General features: G+C 35.7%; 18 protein-coding genes and 4 pseudogenes. 16 read left to right on the top strand and 6 right to left on the bottom strand.

Going from position 1 to position 19,228, the window contains the following annotated elements; genetic code table 11:
* Nucleotides 1-3: 3 nt before the first annotated feature.
* Nucleotides 4-1,950 carry a sucrose-specific PTS transporter subunit IIBC gene (locus tag OZ002_RS11645; RefSeq protein WP_002341364.1) on the bottom strand — a complete coding sequence of 649 codons (1,947 nt, stop codon included), beginning with the start codon at nt 1,948-1,950 and terminating at the stop codon, nt 4-6.
* Nucleotides 1,951-2,134: 184 nt separating this feature from the next.
* On the opposite strand from OZ002_RS11645, the gene OZ002_RS11640 reads away from it, so the two are divergent.
* Nucleotides 2,135-3,574, top strand: coding sequence for a sucrose-6-phosphate hydrolase (locus OZ002_RS11640; protein WP_002332299.1), 1,440 nt, complete (start codon nt 2,135-2,137; stop codon nt 3,572-3,574).
* A 1-nt stretch (nt 3,575) separates the two neighbouring features.
* Nucleotides 3,576-4,538 (top strand): LacI family DNA-binding transcriptional regulator, encoded by a 963-nt coding sequence (locus OZ002_RS11635; protein ID WP_002302077.1) that lies wholly within the window; start codon nt 3,576-3,578, stop codon nt 4,536-4,538.
* 169 nt (nt 4,539-4,707) lie between these two features.
* Here OZ002_RS11635 and OZ002_RS11630 read toward each other — a convergent pair whose 3' ends face one another.
* From OZ002_RS11630 to OZ002_RS11615, 4 genes and pseudogenes are all read right to left on the bottom strand, one after another.
* A complete protein-coding gene (locus tag OZ002_RS11630) occupies nt 4,708-5,760 on the bottom strand; it encodes an IS3 family transposase (protein ID WP_325083374.1) in 1,053 nt (350 codons plus the stop codon).
* Complete coding sequence (locus OZ002_RS11625; protein WP_002332301.1) at nt 5,648-6,133, bottom strand: transposase; 486 nt, start codon at nt 6,131-6,133, stop codon at nt 5,648-5,650. The genes OZ002_RS11630 and OZ002_RS11625 overlap by 113 nt, the downstream gene beginning before the upstream one ends.
* 116 nt (nt 6,134-6,249) lie before the next feature.
* Nucleotides 6,250-6,405, bottom strand: a pseudogene (locus OZ002_RS11620) (transposase); the annotation flags it as partial.
* Nucleotides 6,406-6,669: 264 nt separating this feature from the next.
* Nucleotides 6,670-6,984: pseudogene (locus OZ002_RS11615) on the bottom strand (transposase); the annotation flags it as partial.
* A gap of 72 nt (nt 6,985-7,056) precedes the next feature.
* On the opposite strand from OZ002_RS11615, the gene OZ002_RS11610 reads away from it, so the two are divergent.
* The 11 genes and pseudogenes from OZ002_RS11610 to OZ002_RS11560 all read left to right on the top strand — a co-directional run bounded on the left by OZ002_RS11610 (nt 7,057) and on the right by OZ002_RS11560 (nt 15,817).
* The gene (locus OZ002_RS11610) at nt 7,057-7,293 is read left to right on the top strand and encodes a hypothetical protein (protein ID WP_002341366.1); all 237 of its coding nucleotides are present in this window, start codon (nt 7,057-7,059) and stop codon (nt 7,291-7,293) included.
* Nucleotides 7,294-7,511: 218 nt separating this feature from the next.
* Entirely contained in the window at nt 7,512-7,703 is a 192-nt protein-coding gene (locus tag OZ002_RS11605; protein ID WP_002314345.1) for a hypothetical protein, read from the top strand.
* Nucleotides 7,704-8,130: 427 nt separating this feature from the next.
* Nucleotides 8,131-9,570, top strand: coding sequence for a primase C-terminal domain-containing protein (locus tag OZ002_RS11600; RefSeq protein ID WP_442784191.1), 1,440 nt, complete (start codon nt 8,131-8,133; stop codon nt 9,568-9,570).
* 43 nt (nt 9,571-9,613) lie between these two features.
* Nucleotides 9,614-9,808 carry a hypothetical protein gene (locus tag OZ002_RS11595; protein ID WP_002311030.1) on the top strand — a complete coding sequence of 65 codons (195 nt, stop codon included), beginning with the start codon at nt 9,614-9,616 and terminating at the stop codon, nt 9,806-9,808.
* Between the two features lie 13 nt (nt 9,809-9,821).
* Nucleotides 9,822-9,962: a hypothetical protein gene (locus OZ002_RS11590; protein WP_002316998.1), complete on the top strand. Its 141-nt coding sequence runs from the start codon at nt 9,822-9,824 to the stop codon at nt 9,960-9,962.
* Nucleotides 9,963-9,975: 13 nt separating this feature from the next.
* A pseudogene (gene topB, locus OZ002_RS11585) lies at nt 9,976-11,780 on the top strand (DNA topoisomerase III).
* A gap of 556 nt (nt 11,781-12,336) precedes the next feature.
* A complete protein-coding gene (locus OZ002_RS11580; protein WP_002338065.1) occupies nt 12,337-12,525 on the top strand; it encodes a hypothetical protein in 189 nt (62 codons plus the stop codon).
* A gap of 724 nt (nt 12,526-13,249) precedes the next feature.
* Nucleotides 13,250-13,672, top strand: a complete 423-nt coding sequence (locus OZ002_RS11575; protein WP_002307506.1) for a cupin domain-containing protein — start codon at nt 13,250-13,252, stop codon at nt 13,670-13,672.
* A gap of 83 nt (nt 13,673-13,755) precedes the next feature.
* Entirely contained in the window at nt 13,756-14,409 is a 654-nt protein-coding gene (locus OZ002_RS11570; RefSeq protein WP_002307505.1) for an ABC transporter ATP-binding protein, read from the top strand.
* Nucleotides 14,406-15,170 carry an ABC transporter permease gene (locus OZ002_RS11565; RefSeq protein WP_002311027.1) on the top strand — a complete coding sequence of 255 codons (765 nt, stop codon included), beginning with the start codon at nt 14,406-14,408 and terminating at the stop codon, nt 15,168-15,170. The genes OZ002_RS11570 and OZ002_RS11565 overlap by 4 nt, the downstream gene beginning before the upstream one ends.
* A 410-nt stretch (nt 15,171-15,580) precedes the next feature.
* On the top strand, nt 15,581-15,817 hold the full coding sequence (locus OZ002_RS11560) for a DUF302 domain-containing protein (protein ID WP_002356094.1): 237 nt from the start codon (nt 15,581-15,583) through the stop codon (nt 15,815-15,817).
* A gap of 68 nt (nt 15,818-15,885) precedes the next feature.
* Here OZ002_RS11560 and OZ002_RS11555 read toward each other — a convergent pair.
* Nucleotides 15,886-16,027: pseudogene (locus OZ002_RS11555) on the bottom strand (recombinase family protein); the annotation flags it as partial.
* A gap of 259 nt (nt 16,028-16,286) precedes the next feature.
* On the opposite strand from OZ002_RS11555, the gene OZ002_RS11550 reads away from it, so the two are divergent.
* From OZ002_RS11550 to OZ002_RS11540, 3 genes are all read left to right on the top strand, one after another.
* Nucleotides 16,287-16,886 carry a tyrosine-type recombinase/integrase gene (locus OZ002_RS11550; protein ID WP_002301839.1) on the top strand — a complete coding sequence of 200 codons (600 nt, stop codon included), beginning with the start codon at nt 16,287-16,289 and terminating at the stop codon, nt 16,884-16,886.
* A 63-nt stretch (nt 16,887-16,949) separates the two neighbouring features.
* Nucleotides 16,950-17,849, top strand: coding sequence for an AbiH family protein (locus OZ002_RS11545; RefSeq protein WP_105222686.1), 900 nt, complete (start codon nt 16,950-16,952; stop codon nt 17,847-17,849).
* 939 nt (nt 17,850-18,788) lie between these two features.
* Nucleotides 18,789-19,160, top strand: coding sequence for a hypothetical protein (locus OZ002_RS11540; RefSeq protein ID WP_325083367.1), 372 nt, complete (start codon nt 18,789-18,791; stop codon nt 19,158-19,160).
* Nucleotides 19,161-19,228 lie beyond the last annotated feature (68 nt).

The raw sequence follows: 19,228 nt of genomic DNA, 5'->3' as shown, positions 1-19,228 counted from the left end.
TATTTATTTGATTTCAAGTAAATCAGTACCCTCAGTGACTGTATTTTCAGCTACTATATTTACTTCTGAATAATCCGAAGTATTGGTCACAATAATCATTGTTGTATCATCAAGACCTTCTTTCTCAATCATTGAACGGTCAAATGCTCCAAGAATATCGCCTTTTCTAACTTTTTGATTAGTAGTAACTTTTTGTGTAAATCCTTTTCCTCCCATTGATACAGTATCAATACCAATATGAATTAGAACTTCAGCACCATTATTTGATTTAATACCATAAGCATGTCCAGTTTCAAACGTGAGTTGAATAGTACCATCTACTGGAGAATGGACCGTGTTTCCATTTGGTTTAATGGCAATCCCTTTTCCCATAGCTTCTGATGAAAAGACTGGATCATTTACTGAAGAAAGACTAATCACTTTACCAGAAATGGGACTAACAATTGTTTCTGATGAAACTTTTGTTTGTGTTGATTCAACATCAGTAGATATTGGATCTGTTGTTGCTACTTTTGAAGAATTAACTGGTGTTTGTTCAGCAATTTCTTCTGCTTTAAAGATACCAGCAGCTTTTGTTTTACCGTAGAAGTAAGTAATTGCAAAAGCAACTACAAAGCTAATCAATTCACACAATACGTAAAATGGAATAGATGTTGCATTAATTGAAAGAAATCCCAAGAAACCTGCTGAACCAAGTGAAACAGCAACTACTTTAAGTAATCCTGCTACTGCTGTAGCAATTCCTGAACCAATTAAAGCACAAAAGAATGGAAAGCGGTATTTTAAGTTAACTCCGAACAAGGCAGGCTCTGTAATTCCAAGAAGTGCTGAGACACCCGCAGAGGAAGCAAGACTTTTTGTCTTAGAATTTTTAGTTAAGAACCAAATGGCAAATGTTGCAGCACCTTGAGCAACGTTTGCCATAGATGCAACTACAAAGATAAAGTCTCCATGTCCGATACCATTTGTCCACGCTGAAAGTAATTGAGTTTCAATAGCTGGAAATGATTGATGTAAACCAGTCATGACTATAAGTGAATATGTTCCTCCAAAAATACCCATTCCAATAAATCCAGTAGTGTTATATAGCCAAACAATAATGTCTGTAATTCCATTAGACAACAATAACATTACAGGGCCAATAACTGTGAAAGTCAAAAATCCAGTAATCATTACTGATAATAATGGCGTGAATGTAAAGTCAATAGATGATGGCAATTTTTTATGAAAGAATTTTTCTAATATAGATAATATCCAAACAGCTGCTAAAACTGGAATAACTTGATAAGCATAGTTTGTTTGTGAAACATGATAACCAAAAATATTCCAATATTCAGTTGAGCCACCAAGATCTGGTGTTGTCATGATCATACCAATTGCAGCACCAAGAAATTGGTTTGCTCCAAAACGTTTAGCAGCTGAAATACCTACTAAAATTGGTAAGAACATGAATGGTGCAGCGGACATCAGTTGGATCATTGAGGAAATACCTTCAATCGCAGGATACATTTCTTCAATTGATTTTGGTCCAAAAAGTCCAGCAGCTGTTAAAAAGTTTTGTAATGCCATTAATAAACCACCTGCAACAAGGGCAGGTATAATTGGAACAAAAATATCTGATAATAATTTAATTAATGCCATAATGGGGTTGAATCTTTTATCTTTACTAGCAATTTTTTTTAAATCATCTGTTGAAATTTCCGAAAGTCCAGTTTTTTTGATAAGTTCGTCATAAACGAAATTAACATCACCTGCACCGATAATCACTTGATATTGTCCATCAATTTTAAATGTGCCTTTCACATCTGGATTTTCGTCTAAAGCTTTTTGATTCACTTTCGTGTCATCTTTTAGTACGAGACGAAGACGTGTAGCGCAGTGTGCAGCTGCAATAAGGTTATCTTTTCCGACCGCTTGTATTACGTCGGAAGCTACTTTACTGTAATTCATTCGAATCACTCCTTTTTTATTTTTGCGTGAAAACGGTTCACTGAAATGCAAATTTATTTTAGCATATCTTAAAAATATGTCAAACGTTTGTCATATAGTTTATTTTTTTAAATGAAATGATTGATTTTTCAACGGAAAACGTTTACCATACTAGTTGTAAAAAGATAAATTGAAGGAGTAAAATATGAACTTACCTCGAGAAATACGATATCGTGCTTATTCTGATTGGACTAAAGATGAGATGGATAAAATTAAGGATAATGTAAAACGATCACCTTGGCGTGCTAGCTATCATATCGAACCTAAAACAGGATTGTTAAACGATCCTAATGGTTTTTCTTTTTTTAACGGAAAATATACGCTTTTTTATCAAAATTGGCCATTTGGAGCTGCTCATGGGTTGAAAGAATGGGTACACAATGAATCAGATGATTTAGTTCATTTTCATGTAACAGGAGCAGAACTTCTTCCAGACACAAAACGAGATAGCCACGGCGCTTATTCCGGTTCTGCATATGAAATAGAGGGGAATCTATTCTTACTCTATACAGGAAACGTTCGAAATGAAAATTGGGAACGTGATACACTTCAAATCGGAGCATGGATGGATAAAGACTACAACATTACGAAAGGTGAGAATGTTCTTATTCATAAACCTGCTGATGTAACTGATCATTTTCGTGATCCACAAATGTTTAATTATGAAGGACAATTGTATGCGATTGTTGGAGCACAAAATTTAGAAAAATCAGGCTTTATCAAACTTTACAAAGCGGATGACAATAACGTGGAAACATGGGAGGAAGTTGGCAACCTTGATTTTGGCGGCACTGGTTCAGAATACATGATTGAGTGTCCAAATCTAGTATTTGTAGACAAAAAACCTGTTCTCATTTATTGTCCTCAAGGGTTGGATAAATCTGAGCTAAATTATGGGAATATCTATCCGAATACTTTTAAGATCTATCAATCGCTTGACATAGAAAAAGTAAAACTTGTGGGCGCTTCAGAAATTCAAAATCTTGATTATGGATTTGAAGCGTATGCGACTCAAGGATTCAATACTCCTGATGGTCGTGCTCTGATTGTCAGTTGGATTGGACTACCTGATATCGATTATCCAACTGATAAGTATGATTATCAGGGAGCAATGAGTCTTGTAAAAGAACTTTCAATAAAAGATGGTAAACTTTACCAATATCCCGTAGAAGCTATTACATCATTACGTGCTAGTTCTGAACAATTTACAGCAAAAGCAGAAACAAATAATACTTATGAGCTTGAACTAACTTTTCCTCCAAATCAGAAATCGGAGTTACTTCTTTTCTCTGATAGTAAAGGAAATGGACTTAGCTTGATTGTAGATACCAAAGAAGGAAAAATTATTTTAGATCGCAGCAAAGCAGGCATTCCATATGCCACTGACTTTGGTACGATTCGTGAATGCTCAATTGATACTAAAGAAACAACTGCTAACATTTTTGTAGATAACTCAATCATTGAGATTTTTATTAATAAAGGAGAAAAAGTGTTTACTAGTCGTGTATTCCCTGAAAATCACCAAAATGGTATTCAAATCAAATCAGGCGAACCTACTGGAAAATACTTTGAATTAAAATATTAAAATGGTAGCAAAATTAACTGATGTCGCTGAATTAGCTGGAGTTAGCCCAACAACCGTTTCACGCGTCATTAATAATAAGGGATATTTATCAGAAAAAACAAAACAAAAAGTTCATGAAGCTATGAAAACTCTTGGTTATAAACCAAATAATTTAGCACGTGGACTTCAAGGAAAGTCACCTCAGCTTATTGGTCTTATTTTTCCTAATATTAGTAATATCTTTTACTCTGAACTCATTGAGTATCTCGAAATCGAGTTATTTAAACATGGATATAAAACGATTATTTGCAATAGTCAAAATGATCCTGCTAAAGAGAGAGAATACATTGAAATGCTTGAAGCCAACCAAGTTGATGGCATAATCTCATCAAGCCATAATCTTGGAATTGCTGATTATGAGCGTGTGAGAGCACCTATTGTTGCTTTTGATAGAAATTTAGCTCCTAATGTTTCCATTGTTTCTTCAGATAACTTTGAAGGGGGAAAACTTGCAGCTAAGACTTTACAAAAAAATGGTTGTCAAAATACCATTATGATTACAGGAAATGATAACACGGATTCTCCCACAGAATTACGTGCACTAGGTTTTTCTTTTCAAAATCCAAATGGAAAAATTTTCAAAATTCCTAATAATCTGTCTACTATCCGTCGTGAAATGGAAATAAAGTCAACTATTATAAATCACAAACCAGATGGTATTTTTGTTTCTGATGATTTAACAGCCATTCTCACTATGAAAATTGCTCATCAACTTAAACTTAATATCCCAGAAGATTTAAAAATTATTGGATACGATGGTACCTCTTTCATTGAGAAATTTTTCCCACAATTGACAACAATAAGACAACCAATTGATGAAATTGCAAGTCTTATTGTTGATATTCTTCTGAAAAAAATTAAAGGCGAAAAGACAAATAAGGATTATATTTTACCAATCTCAATACTTTCTGGAGGAAGTATTTAACGTCAAATTAATTTTTTAATGTCTATAAAATTCGTTAGAAAATACAATTTGTAGATATCCAATTGATTTGTAAACAAAAAGGAGTTGTCAACTTGTAGTGACCCCCAAAAGTTAGACTTTTTTGGAGTGGAGAAATCCACTCCTTTTTTCATGCTCTAAAATGATATTTTTACACAACCGTTGCGGTTGTTTTACGAAATTGGACGGGACTTTGCCAGTTTAATTTCTGTTTTATCCGTTCATTATTGTAGTAATAGATATAGCTATCGATGGCTGATTTTAATTCCTCGAAACAGTTATAAACTTTCCCGTGAAAAATCTCTTGTTTTAATAAGCCAAAAAAATTCTCCATAAGTGAATTATCTAAGCAGTTCCCTTTCCGAGACAGGCTTTGAAAGATTTTGTACTCCTTCAATTTGTTTCTATAAGCTTTCATTTGATACGCCCAACCTTGATCTGAGTGAAACGTACGACGATAGGGACAATCGTTAGTGGTCTGGATAGCTTCCTCCAAACCTTCCATTACCGCTAATGCATTGGGCTTTTCAGAGATACGATAGGATAAAATCTCACTATTGAACATATCCATAAAAGGATCTAGATACAATTTCTTTTGACGGATAATGCCTTTGGCATCCACTTCATGGTATTTAAATTCAGTTGTATCCGTCGTGATTTTCTGATGGCAGATACTGGTGTAGAAACGACGATGGATCCGATTTTTGGCTACTGCTCCGACTTGTCCTCGATAAGAATTGTAGCGCCGTGATTTACGTGTGTATGCCGTTACTTTTATTCCTAGCTTCTTGATCAGGCGCTGAACTTTCTTTTTATTGATAGAGAAACCGCGGTTTCTTAGTTCATTGGTCATCCGTAAACAGCCATAATCCTTGTGCTTCTCCCGAACTTTAAGCATTTCCGCTTCAATCTCTTGATCTGGATTTTTACGGTCCAATCGTTTTTGCCAGTACATAAAGGTTGCCTTAGGGAACTTTAAAGTTTCTAGAAGCTCAACTAATTTAAACGGTCCTCGGAGGCTTGCGATGATTCGTGCGATTGCTTCATTCGTCGTTGTTGGGCTTCCTGTTTTCGCAGCTTCCTCAATTCTTTTAAAAGGTATTTTCAATTTGAAGGGAACGGACTCGTTTCTCCAACTCCTCGATGCGTTCACGTTCTTCAGACGTTGCTTTAGTTGTAGATTTTTTCTTATTTTTGGGTTCATTTTTCTTAGACAAGATAGGTGGACATCCTTTCGTTTTTGAGAGTCCATCGATCCCACCCTCACGGAATTGACGCATCCAACTAGCGATCAAATTAGGGTTGTTCATGTTAAGTGTGTTGGCAACTTCACGATAGGACAGCTCACTTGTTAGATATAACTCTATCGCATCCAGCTTAAATTGAACAGAATACTTTTTCTTTTGTCGCTTTCTTACTAGACCCTCTTCACCAAATTCTTGATAGGCATTGATCCAGCGCTTCACTTGTGATGGAGCCTTAATGGAATACTTCTTTGCCAGATAATCACTTCCGCCTTTGCCATCCAAATAATCATGAACGATCTTTAATTTAAGTTCAAAAGTATACTTAGCCATAAAAAATACCGACCTCCAAAAGTTAGATTTTTTGGTCTAACTTTTTGGGGTCACTACAGAATCAATTCTGATTCATCAGTCCCATAAATTATAGAGCCAAATTTAGTCATAACCAGTTAGGCAAAGTGCTTAACTGGTTTTTGTTTTACTTGGAAGATCAAGCCTTGAATGAGATAAATTCTTGTTCGAGAGTTGTGGGAATTTCGATAGCCGTAGGCTACTCGTTTTATCACTTTTATCTTGTTGTTTGTTCCTTCTAATGCACAATTACTATTAAAGAATATTGAATCCCTAATTTGTATTTATTCAAAACGTCAGCTTCTTACAAAACCGTTGTGGGAGGCGTAGATCTAAGCTGGTGATCATATCGAAAAAGCTTTGGCTATCCTTGTGTTTAAAGTGATAAATGAATAGATCTTTAATATAAAAAATATCTATAAATTATTTTTGATATTAAGCTAGCATTCATTGTAATGAGGTAGCGTCAAGAATCTTGTGTAAATGAAATGCCTCCGTACATATAATATGTAGTTAATTTAAATAAAGGATGATTCCAGGGTGTCCTGAAGTCCTTTGAATCCGCGATGGATTCGCTTCATAGACTTCTCGTTGTAGACATTAAACTGAGAAACCAGGAATCGATCCAGTGAATCTTCCGTTGGAAATTGTTCTTTGTGGTTGGTGTTGCGTTTGAGATGTTTGTTAAAGTTCTCAATGAAGTTGGTTGAATACAATGAACCGCGAATAGCTGGTGGGAAATCCATGAAAGTGAGCAGATTCGGCATTTTAAGCAGATTTTTGATTAACTTGGGATAGGTCTGATGCCAGTTGTTGGCGAAGTCATTCAATTTTCGTACCTGGCATGACATTTAGTGGGACTTCTGAACGAAATGAAGTTGATTACTGATGAATATAACTAGGAAATGACGCAATCGATTGGGGATATGGACCTTGAAGATGCCAAAATTAGCATAGAAGATCTAAGTGTTTATACGAACGATGATCAAACCTATTTCGTCGTTTTTGATCTCAAATATGAAGGATTGGATTCAAATCAAGTCCTTGTTTATGTAGCATCCGATCACGTCAGTTATTCCAATATAATCGATCATTATGAGCTAATCGCAACAAATACCAAATTAAAAAAGTGGAATAGATGATGGCTATTTTCGAAAAAGTCTCTTACTTTATTTCTATCGATCATCGGTAAAGTATCGTCGGTCGGTCACAAATCAAGTCAAACACCTGGAACGGGTGACGAGCAATGAATTTGATCAATTCAAAAATAAAGTAGCTTTTGAAAAGCTGCAGCGTGAAATCGAACAAGCAAAAATGAGTCAAGAGTCAGACCTATTCAATTAGGAGAAAGAGGAAAGTCATGGAAAATTATTACTTTATCAATAGCGTGGATCCAGAGAACCAAATGATGCGTATTCAAGAAGTGGGTGCTGGAGAAATGAGTGCGCAACAGGTGCGTATCACGAAAGAGGATGCCGATGTTTATTCTTTAATGTTGGATGAAGCAACGCAAGAAGGGGAGCCGCTGATCGTTCAGCTGGATCTAAAATAAAGTCAAAATCAGCCGTAGAAAAAATTTTTTCGACCAGTACAAATAAAAACCGATTTTCTTTTTTTAGAAAGTCGGCTTTTAATAACGAAGCTAATTTAGTTGAAGTAGTTGCTCAATAATCGAAGAGCTGCCTGGTAAAAATAAAAGTAGACTACCTATGACTAACAAGATCCCTAAAACAAAACAGGCTATTACGAATTTGGTTGATCTAGATACTTCTTTATTTGAAACACTTATGATCAACAAAGTTATACCGACAGCTAACGTTAAAAAATACCAAAATCCCATTGTTATCGCCCACTTTCTTTGAATAGTTTTTCCTTTCAAACTGTTTAATAAATTTTATCATAGACAAGAAGAACTAATCCTTGTACAAGAAAAATATATGTAAAGTTTAAACTTTCTTATACTATATAGGTTGAATTAAATACTTTACATCCGCACGCACAGTCGGTCAATCACTACCAAGCCAGGTAAAAGCAAAGGGGCTATTTTTGCGTATCGCTCAAAATCAAGCATGATTGGCGGACGTGGCGTTGTTCTGACTTCCGAAGAAGCGATTCACGAAAACAAAGATACATTTACGCATTGGACACCCAACGTTTATCGTTATGGAACATATGCAGACGAAAATCGCTCATATACTAAAGGGCATTCTGAAAATAATTTAAGACAAATCAATACATTCTTTATTGATTTTGATATTCACACGGCAAAAGAAACTATTTCAGCAAGTGATATTTTAACAACAGCTATTGATTTAGGTTTTATGCCTACTATGATTATCAAATCTGATAAAGGTTATCAAGCATATTTTGTTTTAGAAACTCCAGTCTATGTGACTTCAAAATCAGAATTTAAATCTGTCAAAGCAGCCAAAATAATCTCGCAAAATATCCGAGAATATTTTGGAAAGTCTTTGCCAGTTGATCTAACGTGCAATCATTTTGGGATTGCTCGCATACCAAGAACGGACAATGTAGAATTTTTTGATCCCAATTACCGTTATTCTTTCAAAGAATGGCAAGATTGGTCTTTCAAACAAACAGATAATAAGGGCTTTACTCGTTCAAGTCTAACGGTTTTAAGCGGTACAAAAGGCAAAAAAAAAGTAGATGAACCCTGGTTTAATCTCTTATTGCACGAAACGAAATTTTTAGGAGAAAAGGGTTTAGTAGGGCGCAATAGCGTTATGTTTACCCTCTCTTTAGCTTACTTTAGTTCAGGCTATTCAATCGAAACGTGCGAATATAATATGTTTGAGTTTAATAATCGATTAGATCAACCCTTAGAAGAAAAAGAAGTAATCAAAATTGTTAGAAGTGCCTATTCAGAAAACTATCAAGGGGCTAATAGGGAATACATTACCATTCTTTGCAAAGCTTGGGTATCAAGTGATTTAACCAGTAAAGATTTATTTGTCCGTCAAGGGTGGTTTAAATTCAAGAAAAAAAGAAGCGAACGTCAACGTGTTCATTTGTCAGAATGGAAAAAAGATTTAATGGCTTATATTAGCGAAAAAAGCGATGTATACAAGCCTTATTTGGTGACGACTAAAAAAGAGATTAGAGAAACGCTAGGCATTCCTGAGCGGACATTAGATAAATTGCTGAAGGTACTGAAAGCGAACCAGGAAATTTTCTTTAAGATTAAATCAGGAAGAAATGGTGGTATTCAACTTGCTAGTGTTAAATCATTGTTGCTATCGATCATTAAAGTAAAAAAAGAAGAAAAAGAAAGCTATATAAAGGCGCTGACAAATTCTTTTGACTTAGAGCATACATTCATTCAAGAGACTTTAAACAAGCTAGCAGAACGCCCCAAAACGGACACACAACTCGATTTGTTTAGCTACGATACAGGCTGAAAATAAAACCCGCACTATGCCATTACATTTATATCTATGATACGTGTTTGAAAGAGAAGACGAAAACGGAGATAAAAAATATTTTATCGGTACATTTCAAAGCGATAAGTTGAAACGACTCACTCCATATAAAGATGATAAAGAGGAATTGGCTCAACAGCTTAAAAAACAGCAAGACCAACATAGAGAACAAAAGCAAGAACAAACAATAGCTTTACAAAGAGAAGAAGAAAAATAAAGGAGAATGAGCTATGAATTTTCTACAAAATAATTTCCAAACTTTATATTTAGGTGCAGCTGCAGGAGATATTCAAGGAAGAATTTCCGGAGCATTAACAACAGTTCAATCCGTATTGACAGGTATACAAGATCGTCAAAAAGCATTTAGATGAAGCGGAAACAATCGTGATTGCGACCGACAGCGACCGAGAAGGTGAAGCAATCGCCCGCTTGATTATCAACCTTTCGGGAAATAGCCGGAAAACCATTAAACGTTTATGGATCAACTCGCTTGAAACTAGCGAAATCAAAAAAGGATTTCAAAATCTGAAGGACGGACAGGCGTTTTATTCCACTTACAAAGAAGCAGAAACCCGACAAATCGCTGATTGGCTGGTAGGAATCAATCTCACCCGTCTTTACACGCTTTATATGCAGAAAAACGGCATGAGAGGCGTGTTTAGCGTTGGACGCGTCCAACCCCCGACTTTGTTCTTGATTTACCAACGCAACGAAGAAATCAAACATTTCGTCAGCAAGCCATTTTATGAGTTGTATGCCACTTTCACACACTCGAATGGTAAGTACAAAGGGAAATACAAAGAGCGGTTTGATACACTCGAAAACCTTGACGGGTTCAAAGAAACCAATCAGCTAGAGCAAGCGGAGAATGCCGAAGTAACAAATGTCAAAGTGGAAGAAAAACGGCAGTATGCGCCGAAACTCTTTAGCTTGTCTGATTTACAATCTTTCGCGAACAAACGCTTTAAGTACAGTGCCGACAAAACGCTTTCGATCGCTCAAAAACTCTATGAAAAAAAGGTGCTTTCTTATCCAAGAAGCGATACCAATTATATTGGTAGCCCCGAATTTGACTACCTGAAAAGCAACCTCAGTCGGTATCTCGAACTAGCAGGAGTGGGCATTTCCGAACCGCAGCTAAACGAAAATAAACGGTATGTAGATGAAGCAAAGTACAAGAACACTATGCGATTATTCCAACGAAGACATTGCCGAAGCTCAGTGATGTAACGAAAGACGAAAAAAACATTTATCTTCTGGTCTTGTATCGTACCCTCGCAATTTTTGAAAAGCCGTATATCTATGACGAAACCACCATTGATACAGCGATCAATCAGGTTCTGTTCCAATCAAAAGGGAAGACAGAAAAAGAGCGTGGATGGAAACGACTATATAAACAGGAAGAAAAAGACAAGGACGACCCACTTTTACCAGAAGTAACCGTCAATGATTCAGTGGCTTTCGCCCTTGAAACAAAGGAAGGGAAAACCCAACCACCCAATTACTATACAGAGGGCACACTGCTAACCGCCATGAAACATGTCGGACGGGCAATGGACGATAAAGACAGCAAAGACATTCTTAAAGAAACCGAAGGGATTGGAACCGAGGCCACTAGAGCCAGTATCATTGAAACCTTGAAGAAACAGGACTACATCACGATCAGTAAGAGTAAAATCTATGTGACAGAAAAAGGCGAATTGTTGTGCCGCATAATTGCAGAGGACGAAATCGCCAATGCCGGCATGACTGCCCAATGGGAACGCTATTTGAAAAAGATCCGAAGCCAACAAGGCACACAAGAAGCTTTTTTAGGCAGTATCGAGCGGTTTGTGCAGCACCTCATTGAAAAAGTGCCACAAAACTTCCACGACAAAAAAGAAAACATTGCAGATGTAGCCGGTCATATGGAACAAGAAAATGTGATGGGTACGTGTCCGAAATGTCAAAACAGCGTAGTAGACAAAGGAAAATTTTATGGCTGCTCGGGCTACAAAGACGGTTGCAAATTTACGCTTCCTAAAAGATGGAGCCAAAAAGCACTCACAAAGAAAAATGTCCAAGATTTATTAAGCAAAAGAGAAACGAGTTTAATCAAAGGGTTCAAAAGTAAAAAAGGAAGCAATTTCTCGGCAAAGTTAACACTGAATGACGAAATGAAATTAGCTTTTGAATTTCCAAAAAAATAAAAACACAAGATCTAGACCTTGCCCCTTTTGGAAAAAAGGGGCAAGCCCCCAAAATCGTCTCAGTCACCCAGTTGTAATAGCCTAAAACTGAATAACACTTAAATAAGTCAAGGAACGGGTAAGTATTTTTTGGCAGACCACCAAAAAATCTCTACCCTCACAGTCCTTGACTTCTTTATTTTTGGCTGTGGGCTGTCGTCGCCGACAGTCAAACCAGGTGTAAAAAATATTTGCTATCTTGCCTGTCGCTAAAATAGTGTACCGCCAAAAAACGCTTGAAAGGAATTTTTCTTTTGCTCGCTTGTTGCTTTGTAAGAATAAGTAGCTATTCTGCAAATAACCCTAATATTTCGTATTTCTCTAAAAAACCAGTGTTTGAGAGGGAAGTTCTACGCTCATTTCAGATTGATCTATGGGTAACTATCCATGAAAACGCCTGTAAACCGCTCTTTTTTCAGTTTTTTTAAAGAGAGAGAAAATAAAAATAAAATACCAACTTTTTACGTATATTAATAACGAAGGACTTAAATATAGTATGATCAAAGGAGGCGTTCTTATGTATGAAGACGAATGGAGAGAATACTATGCAACCAAAAATGAGAGCATACATATTACGAGAAACAAACTCATTTTCCAATGCAATGAAGGAATCGTTCTGTCTACTCATAAAACGGAAATTGAAAGAATCATGCATGCATTGGCACTTAAACTCTTATTACTGGAGTTAAATTCATATGATTTTTAATCTGCAAAAAAGTTTATAACACCGTCGCTTATACCAGAAAATATAACAAACGCCGCATTGTTTTTTTGTGCACTTTAATAATCTATTCAACTAAGGAATTAAGCTGGCTGTCAAGAGAGTAATATCGTATTGAATCTCAGGTGGAAATTTTCTGCGGTATCTTTTTTGACTGAAATGACATTAGTGTCTTTTGGGGATTGTGTATGTAAGTATTTTTTAAAATCATTTTAACAAGTTTTGGACAAAAATTCTCATGAAAAAACAGAATTTAAATAGCATGATAAATTAGAGAAGATAGTTTAATGTGCTTATAGGAACACCCCACTTTTACAGTCACAATCAATAACCTTGCTACTTTCTTTCGAAATTGATAAGAGTCTAAAGGATTGACAACGCTTGATAGTGAGCATAAAGTTAATGTACGCTAGTTAGTTTACAAGTGTAAACTAAAAAAGTATGATGTGTCGTCTCTGAAATTCTCCCTGATTCAAGTCATAACCAGAGTACATATCGGTTATTTTTTGATTCCATATTTTTTCCTTTATGTGCTGAGGATTAAGGGGTACCAATTGTAATTGCGCGTTATATGGTCTTTGTTTAGAATCGCTCTCCAAAAAGCCAATTTTTTTGCATAGAATTTTTAGATGTGGTACCATTAATTATAATTATTATAAATAAGAAGTGGGTATCATTGTTTCAGTACAAAGACTAGGAGGAATGGAAGATGGAAATAGACTACAAGGATCATGGGAAGAAGCCGTATATCATTAATATTGAAGACGCCACCACAGGAAATGATAATTACCGGACGACCATTTGGACAGGCAGTAAACTGCAAGTCACCGTAATGTCCATTCAACCGGGCGATGACATCGGTTTGGAAGTGCACGAAGGCATTGACCAATTTATCCGTATTGAAGAAGGAGAAGGCGTGTGTAAAATGGGGCCTTCTAAAGATAACTTACATGTTCAACAAAAAGTGATGGATGATGACGCCGTATTTGTTCCGGCGGACATGTGGCACAACATCGAAAACACCGGTGATAAGCCGCTCAGACTGTATACCATTTATGCTGGTCCAGATCACCTTGAAGGAACGGTTCACCCTACTCATGAAGACGCCAAAAACGATCCAAACGAACACTGAGGTACACTAGGATGAAACAAAAGCCCTGCACCCGTATGGATGGTCCACTGGTGCAGGGCTTTTTTATAAAGGAGAGAAGTGGTATGAGTGATTCATTGTTTCAATTAGAGAAGGTTGGTTTTCAGGCAAACGGAAACCAAATCCTTCAAGATATCTCTTTTACAGTAAACAAAGGGGAAGTGATTGTTTTTTCTGGTCCTTCTGGAAGTGGAAAAAGTACCCTTTTGAAATTAATTGGTACGCTGCTTTCCCCAACTTCCGGAAAAATTTATTATCGAGGTACGGATCTGCAAAAAATCGATCCTGTGGAGTATAGAAAAGAAGTCTCTTATTTCTTTCAAAACGCTTCTCTGTTCGATGAGACAGTTCAAGAGAACTTGTCTTTTCCTGCCCGCATAAGAGAAGAAGGATTTGATCGGGAACGTGCAAAAAAATTGTTAGAACGAGTTCAAATACCTGAAACTTACTTATCGAAAGAGGTCAAGGAACTATCAGGAGGGGAAAAACAACGGGTTGCATTGGTCCGAAATTTGATGTATCAACCGAAAGTGTTGCTCCTGGATGAAGTTACCAGTTCATTGGACCAAGAAAACAGAGCGATTGTCCTTGATTTAGTCCGAGACATGATGAAAGACCAACAAACTACGGTGTTGGCCGTCACTCACAACCAGGAAGAAATCGACCAAGCTTCTCGTCTGATTACTATCAAAGGTGGAAAAATGGAGGAATCGAAATGACAAACAATTTGGAAATCAGTAATCTTTCTTTGCTTTTATCCTCTGTCCTCTTGATAGTTGCCTTATTGATTGATTACAAAGAGAAATTGGGATTAGGAAACGACATTTTTATTGCGGGAATTCGCGCTGTCGTTCAATTATTCCTTATTGGATATGTATTGAGCTACGTATTACGAGTGGATAACAACTTTCTCACTTTAGCGATGGTTTTGTTCATTGTGTTCAACGCTTCTTATAACGCCCATACACGCAGTGAGGGGATCAACCGCTCTTTTAAAATTTCAACGACGGCTATTGGAGTAGGAACAGCCTTGTCCTTACTCATTCTTGTTTTTTCAGGAGTCATTGACTGGACCCCTTCCCAAATCGTTCCAATTACAGGCATGATTGCCAGCAACGCCATGACTGCGATTGGAGTGACCTATCGGTCTTTGAATTCAAAATTTACGGACCAACGCCAACAGGTATTGGAAAAATTGGCATTGGGAGCCAATAAAAAACAAGCGTCCATGAGTATTGTAAGAGAAAGCGTCAAAACGGGCATGGCTCCTTCTATTGACCGAACAAAAACGGTTGGACTTGTCAGCCTACCAGGTATGATGTCAGGGTTGATTTTTGCGGGAATTGATCCTGTTCAAGCGATTCGTTACCAAATTGTTGTGATGTTTATGTTGATTTCAGTTACTGCGATTTCTTCATTTATTGCTAGTTATATGGCTTACCGTGAGTTTTATAACAATCGCAGTCAATTAATTATATGATTTGGGATGATACACTACTCTTAAAACCAGTGGTTACAATTTTATGTAGTTAAAAGAAGACCTCACGAGAATAATTGCAAAAAGAACTTCATTTTTTAAGGAAGAAGGATATTTTTGTCATCGAATCTTTGGAACGACTAGGGCGAAACTATGATGAAATTTTTTATATAGTGCAGCAACTGGATTAAAAGGATATCGGACTGATTGTTTTGAACATGCTTATCCTCAACCAATGAGAACTTTCGACGAAATCATGTTCTAGAAAGAAATTTCTATCCAATAAGAATTCCAAATCATAGACACTATTATCAAAGAAGCTTTAATAGATAAAATATTCAAAGCAGATTCTAAAAAAGTCGATTCCACAAAATATACATGAAATGAAAAATGGAGGAATACAAGTGAACTTTATGTATGAAGTTAAAACAACTAAATCATTCCAAGCGGCAACAGAAGCACTCATTGAGAAACTCAAAGAAAGAGAATTTGGTGTATTGTATCAAGTTAATTTTAAAGAAAAAATTAAATCTAAAGGGTTAGATTTCCCTACAAATTTTGAGGTATTAGAAGTATGTAATCCAAAACAAGCAAAAGAAGTATTGGAAAAACGTATTGAAGTTGGCTACTTTTTACCGTGTAAGTGTTGATCATGCTGTCTTTTTTATTCGGTTCATTCTTGTTCTGAAATCATAGCCAAGTTTTTGATGAGCAGCTACACATTTTTCTTTTTGAGGTAATTGACTAAATCAATAGTTTTGTCGTAGTTTCTTCCTAATTAATCGATAGTTTCTAAAATGAATATCTTATTCACGAATAAAATCTAATGCTTCTTGAAGAACAGGTTGGTGAGTTATCATTACGCCTGATTGTTTTCCGACATATATTTTATCTGCACAAAATATTTTTATTTCTTCAACGAGCTAATAATTGATCAAAATTTCCATCATTTTTGAATGAGACACAACCTAGTTGTGTCTCATTCGAGGGAATCACTCAATCCCACGTGGCTCTAGGCAGAATTGAATTTTTGCTTGGGGCTTTTTCCTTATATTGATTTTGAATGAGACTTATTATATGTTATAATGCAATTAAGTATCATTGGAGAGGGCGAAGAAAATGAAGACAGTAGAACCTATTCGAGACAAAAAAAAGATCGATGCGATGAAGGCAATCTTGGCTTCGGGAAAATATGGCCAACGAAATTTGGTTCTTTTTTCGATTGGGATCAACACCGCCTATCGCATTTCTGATTTGCGTCAATTGAAGCTGGCCGACGTGCTGGAAATTTCACGCGGTCGCGTGGTGGTCAAAGATCGATTAGCGATGAAGGAACAAAAAACAGCTAAACATAATTCGGTCTATATTTCCAACAAATTGCGAAAAACGATTTTGGAGTACGTTCAACAGGAATTTCCTGATCAACTCCTTCAGCAAGATTTTGACGGTTATTTGTTCCCTAGTCGAAAAGGGACGAATGAACCGCTCAACCGCCAAAGTCTGTGGCGAATCATTCATGATGCTGGCACGGCAATCGGATTGAAAGACATTGGCCCACATTCCATGCGAAAAACGTTCGGTTACTTTCTCTATAAACAGGGGACCAAAACAGAAATCATTCAGTCCTTGTTGAACCATTCTTCTCAGCGCGAAACATTGCGGTATATTGGTATTACACAAGAAGACAAAGATACAGCTGTAAAAAGCTTAGATTTATAATATAAAAGTTAAGTTTAAACATGGATAGTTTTAAATTAGTAGATTGAGTGTTGGGAGGAAAGAATGAGTACATTATATATTATAGGAAACGGTTTTGATTTAAGTCATGGTTTAAAAACTAGATACACTGATTTTTCAAAATGGGTTGAAAAAAGTCATAGTGAAATATTCGATAAAATAGACACAATGATAAATGAAAATAATGAGGTGAGAAGTACAGCTGATGATAAGATAGGTTGGTTTAATTTTGAAAGTAGTTTGCATGAGTTAATTCAAAGTCCAGTCTTTGAAGATTATGTAGAAGAGTCTAAGGATTATCTCATAGGTTATGGACATGAAGATTGGTCAGATTCTGCCCATCATGATTTTCAAAATATGGTTTATGATTATGTTGTTTCTCTAGAAGAATTACAACAACTTTTCAAGGAATGGATACGCAAAGAAATACAGCCAACAATAGAACATAAAATTCCAAAATACCAATTTTCGTCCGATGTACTATTCTTTACATTCAATTATACAGATGTTGTGGAAATTCTATACAAGCAACCGAAAGAAAACATATATCATATTCATGGCAGTTATGACGATATAATAATCGGCCACTCCGAGAATTTTGACAACTTTATAGGAGATCCATATGATGAGGACGCCGATGTCAGAGAATCAGAAGCTGCAAGAATTGTTGGTAATCTTCATCATTCATTAAACAAAAATGTTCCATTGCAAAAAAAAAATTTTGAGAGCACTGTATTTTTTGAAAAACTTGCAGATGTTTGCGAAGTAAAAGTGATTGGACACAGTTACAATCATTATGATTGGCCTTACTTTAATCTTTTAAATAATGCATTTAGCAGTAATACTAGATGGATATTAAATTACAAAACGGATAAAGACTTAACAAATTTAAAAGCTATGGTTCATAAAATAAAAATAAAAAATTACGAGCAGCACCAGATTTAAGGGAATTCATTTGTATAAGGAATTTGAATGAAGAAAAAGATTAGGAGTACGGCTATCTAAACGCTGAGGATAAAGAAAATCAAGATAATATTTTTGAAAAGTTTAAATAGAAAAATATTCTAAAAATATTTACTAAAATACTGGCTACCTAGTCATAAAAAATGGCATGATAACAAAGAAAATTGAACTGAGAATTTACAATTAAGCGATTAACTGTTAGTATATATATAAGAAATACAGAAATATTTCAAAAAGACAATAATTAGTAAAAAGGACCATGATACTGACATATCATAGTCCGACGTTAGATGATAGTTAACTTCTAACCAGTTGCATTGACAAGTTAAACAAAAGGTTTTGCGCCCCCCCCGTTTAACTGTCGGTTACGATGAAAAACTCATTCTCTTAAGAGAATGGGTTTTTTCTGTTGATCAATTTCCAACAAATTGCACAAATCATGATTATAACTATTATAACCACGAGGCATAATGTTGCGACCAACATGTTAAGCACTGGCAATGCAAGAAAATCTCTTAATGCAGGCGCGATTAAGGGAAGAATCTTAAGCATTAACGGCCAAAAATTGCTGTTCACGATATTTCTCCTATTGGATTAGAAGGAGAATATATTTTGAAAAATACATATGCAATTTTCATAAGTACCAGCTCCTTCTGCATTTATTCCGTACATAAATGCACGGTATTTTTATTTCTTTTGTAATGCAATTCAAAGAAGCTTGACGTATATCTAACCTATCTCTATTATACCACAAATGAAACCTTACCAAGATGACCCTTTGCTATTAAAATACAATATATAGTGTGTAAGAGTATGTAACGATCACTCCTTATGAAATGTAGGAAAATGTCAGCATCCCATGTGTTATAATCGTTCTTGGATTAAATAATATATATACATAGACAAAAAGGAGAAGAATAGATGAAGAAATTGTTAAGTGGGTTGTTTGGAGTATCGGTGATTTTAATGTTGGGGGCCTGTGCAAATTCAACAAGCGGCAAAAGTGAAAACACCAAGAGTGCTGCAGAAGGAAAATTTGTTGTATCAAAAAATATAGAAATAACTGAACAAGAAAAAGAAATGAATGTTACTGAGAGGATGAATGAACTATTTAATGCAGTTAATAAAGACACGATAATAGCAAATACTTCGGAAAAATTTGGCTATCAATTTGCTATTGAAGAGAATTTGAATGAACCTTATAAACTAAGTGATCAAATTAATAAGAATAAAGAAGTCAAGTCCATAATCCTGTGTAAAATACTATACAATGTTTTACCGGTCTCTCATTGATCAAACTTAATATATTTTCTTGTAGAACTGAGCCATTCGTCATGAAGGTCCATAAGGACAGCTCCAAT

It is taken from the genome of Enterococcus sp. E4-150, from assembly GCF_035726465.1.
GTDB lineage: Bacteria > Bacillota > Bacilli > Lactobacillales > Enterococcaceae > Enterococcus_B > Enterococcus_B faecium.
This window is presented reverse-complemented; position numbering and strand designations above follow the sequence as displayed.

What these genes read in the sequence shown, in the direction of transcription:
- OZ002_RS11645 (WP_002341364.1), bottom strand. Translation starts at nt 1,950, where the DNA reads ATGAATTACAGTAAAGTAGCTTCCGACGTAATACAAGCGGTCGGAAAA.
- OZ002_RS11640 (WP_002332299.1), top strand. Translation starts at nt 2,135, where the DNA reads ATGAACTTACCTCGAGAAATACGATATCGTGCTTATTCTGATTGGACT.
- OZ002_RS11635 (WP_002302077.1), top strand. Translation starts at nt 3,576, where the DNA reads ATGGTAGCAAAATTAACTGATGTCGCTGAATTAGCTGGAGTTAGCCCA.
- OZ002_RS11630 (WP_325083374.1), bottom strand. Translation starts at nt 5,760, where the DNA reads ATGAACCCAAAAATAAGAAAAAATCTACAACTAAAGCAACGTCTGAAG.
- OZ002_RS11625 (WP_002332301.1), bottom strand. Translation starts at nt 6,133, where the DNA reads ATGGCTAAGTATACTTTTGAACTTAAATTAAAGATCGTTCATGATTAT.
- OZ002_RS11610 (WP_002341366.1), top strand. Translation starts at nt 7,057, where the DNA reads ATGACGCAATCGATTGGGGATATGGACCTTGAAGATGCCAAAATTAGC.
- OZ002_RS11605 (WP_002314345.1), top strand. Translation starts at nt 7,512, where the DNA reads ATGGAAAATTATTACTTTATCAATAGCGTGGATCCAGAGAACCAAATG.
- OZ002_RS11590 (WP_002316998.1), top strand. Translation starts at nt 9,822, where the DNA reads ATGAATTTTCTACAAAATAATTTCCAAACTTTATATTTAGGTGCAGCT.
- OZ002_RS11580 (WP_002338065.1), top strand. Translation starts at nt 12,337, where the DNA reads ATGTATGAAGACGAATGGAGAGAATACTATGCAACCAAAAATGAGAGC.
- OZ002_RS11575 (WP_002307506.1), top strand. Translation starts at nt 13,250, where the DNA reads ATGGAAATAGACTACAAGGATCATGGGAAGAAGCCGTATATCATTAAT.
- OZ002_RS11570 (WP_002307505.1), top strand. Translation starts at nt 13,756, where the DNA reads ATGAGTGATTCATTGTTTCAATTAGAGAAGGTTGGTTTTCAGGCAAAC.
- OZ002_RS11565 (WP_002311027.1), top strand. Translation starts at nt 14,406, where the DNA reads ATGACAAACAATTTGGAAATCAGTAATCTTTCTTTGCTTTTATCCTCT.
- OZ002_RS11560 (WP_002356094.1), top strand. Translation starts at nt 15,581, where the DNA reads ATGTATGAAGTTAAAACAACTAAATCATTCCAAGCGGCAACAGAAGCA.
- OZ002_RS11550 (WP_002301839.1), top strand. Translation starts at nt 16,287, where the DNA reads ATGAAGACAGTAGAACCTATTCGAGACAAAAAAAAGATCGATGCGATG.
- OZ002_RS11545 (WP_105222686.1), top strand. Translation starts at nt 16,950, where the DNA reads ATGAGTACATTATATATTATAGGAAACGGTTTTGATTTAAGTCATGGT.
- OZ002_RS11540 (WP_325083367.1), top strand. Translation starts at nt 18,789, where the DNA reads ATGAAGAAATTGTTAAGTGGGTTGTTTGGAGTATCGGTGATTTTAATG.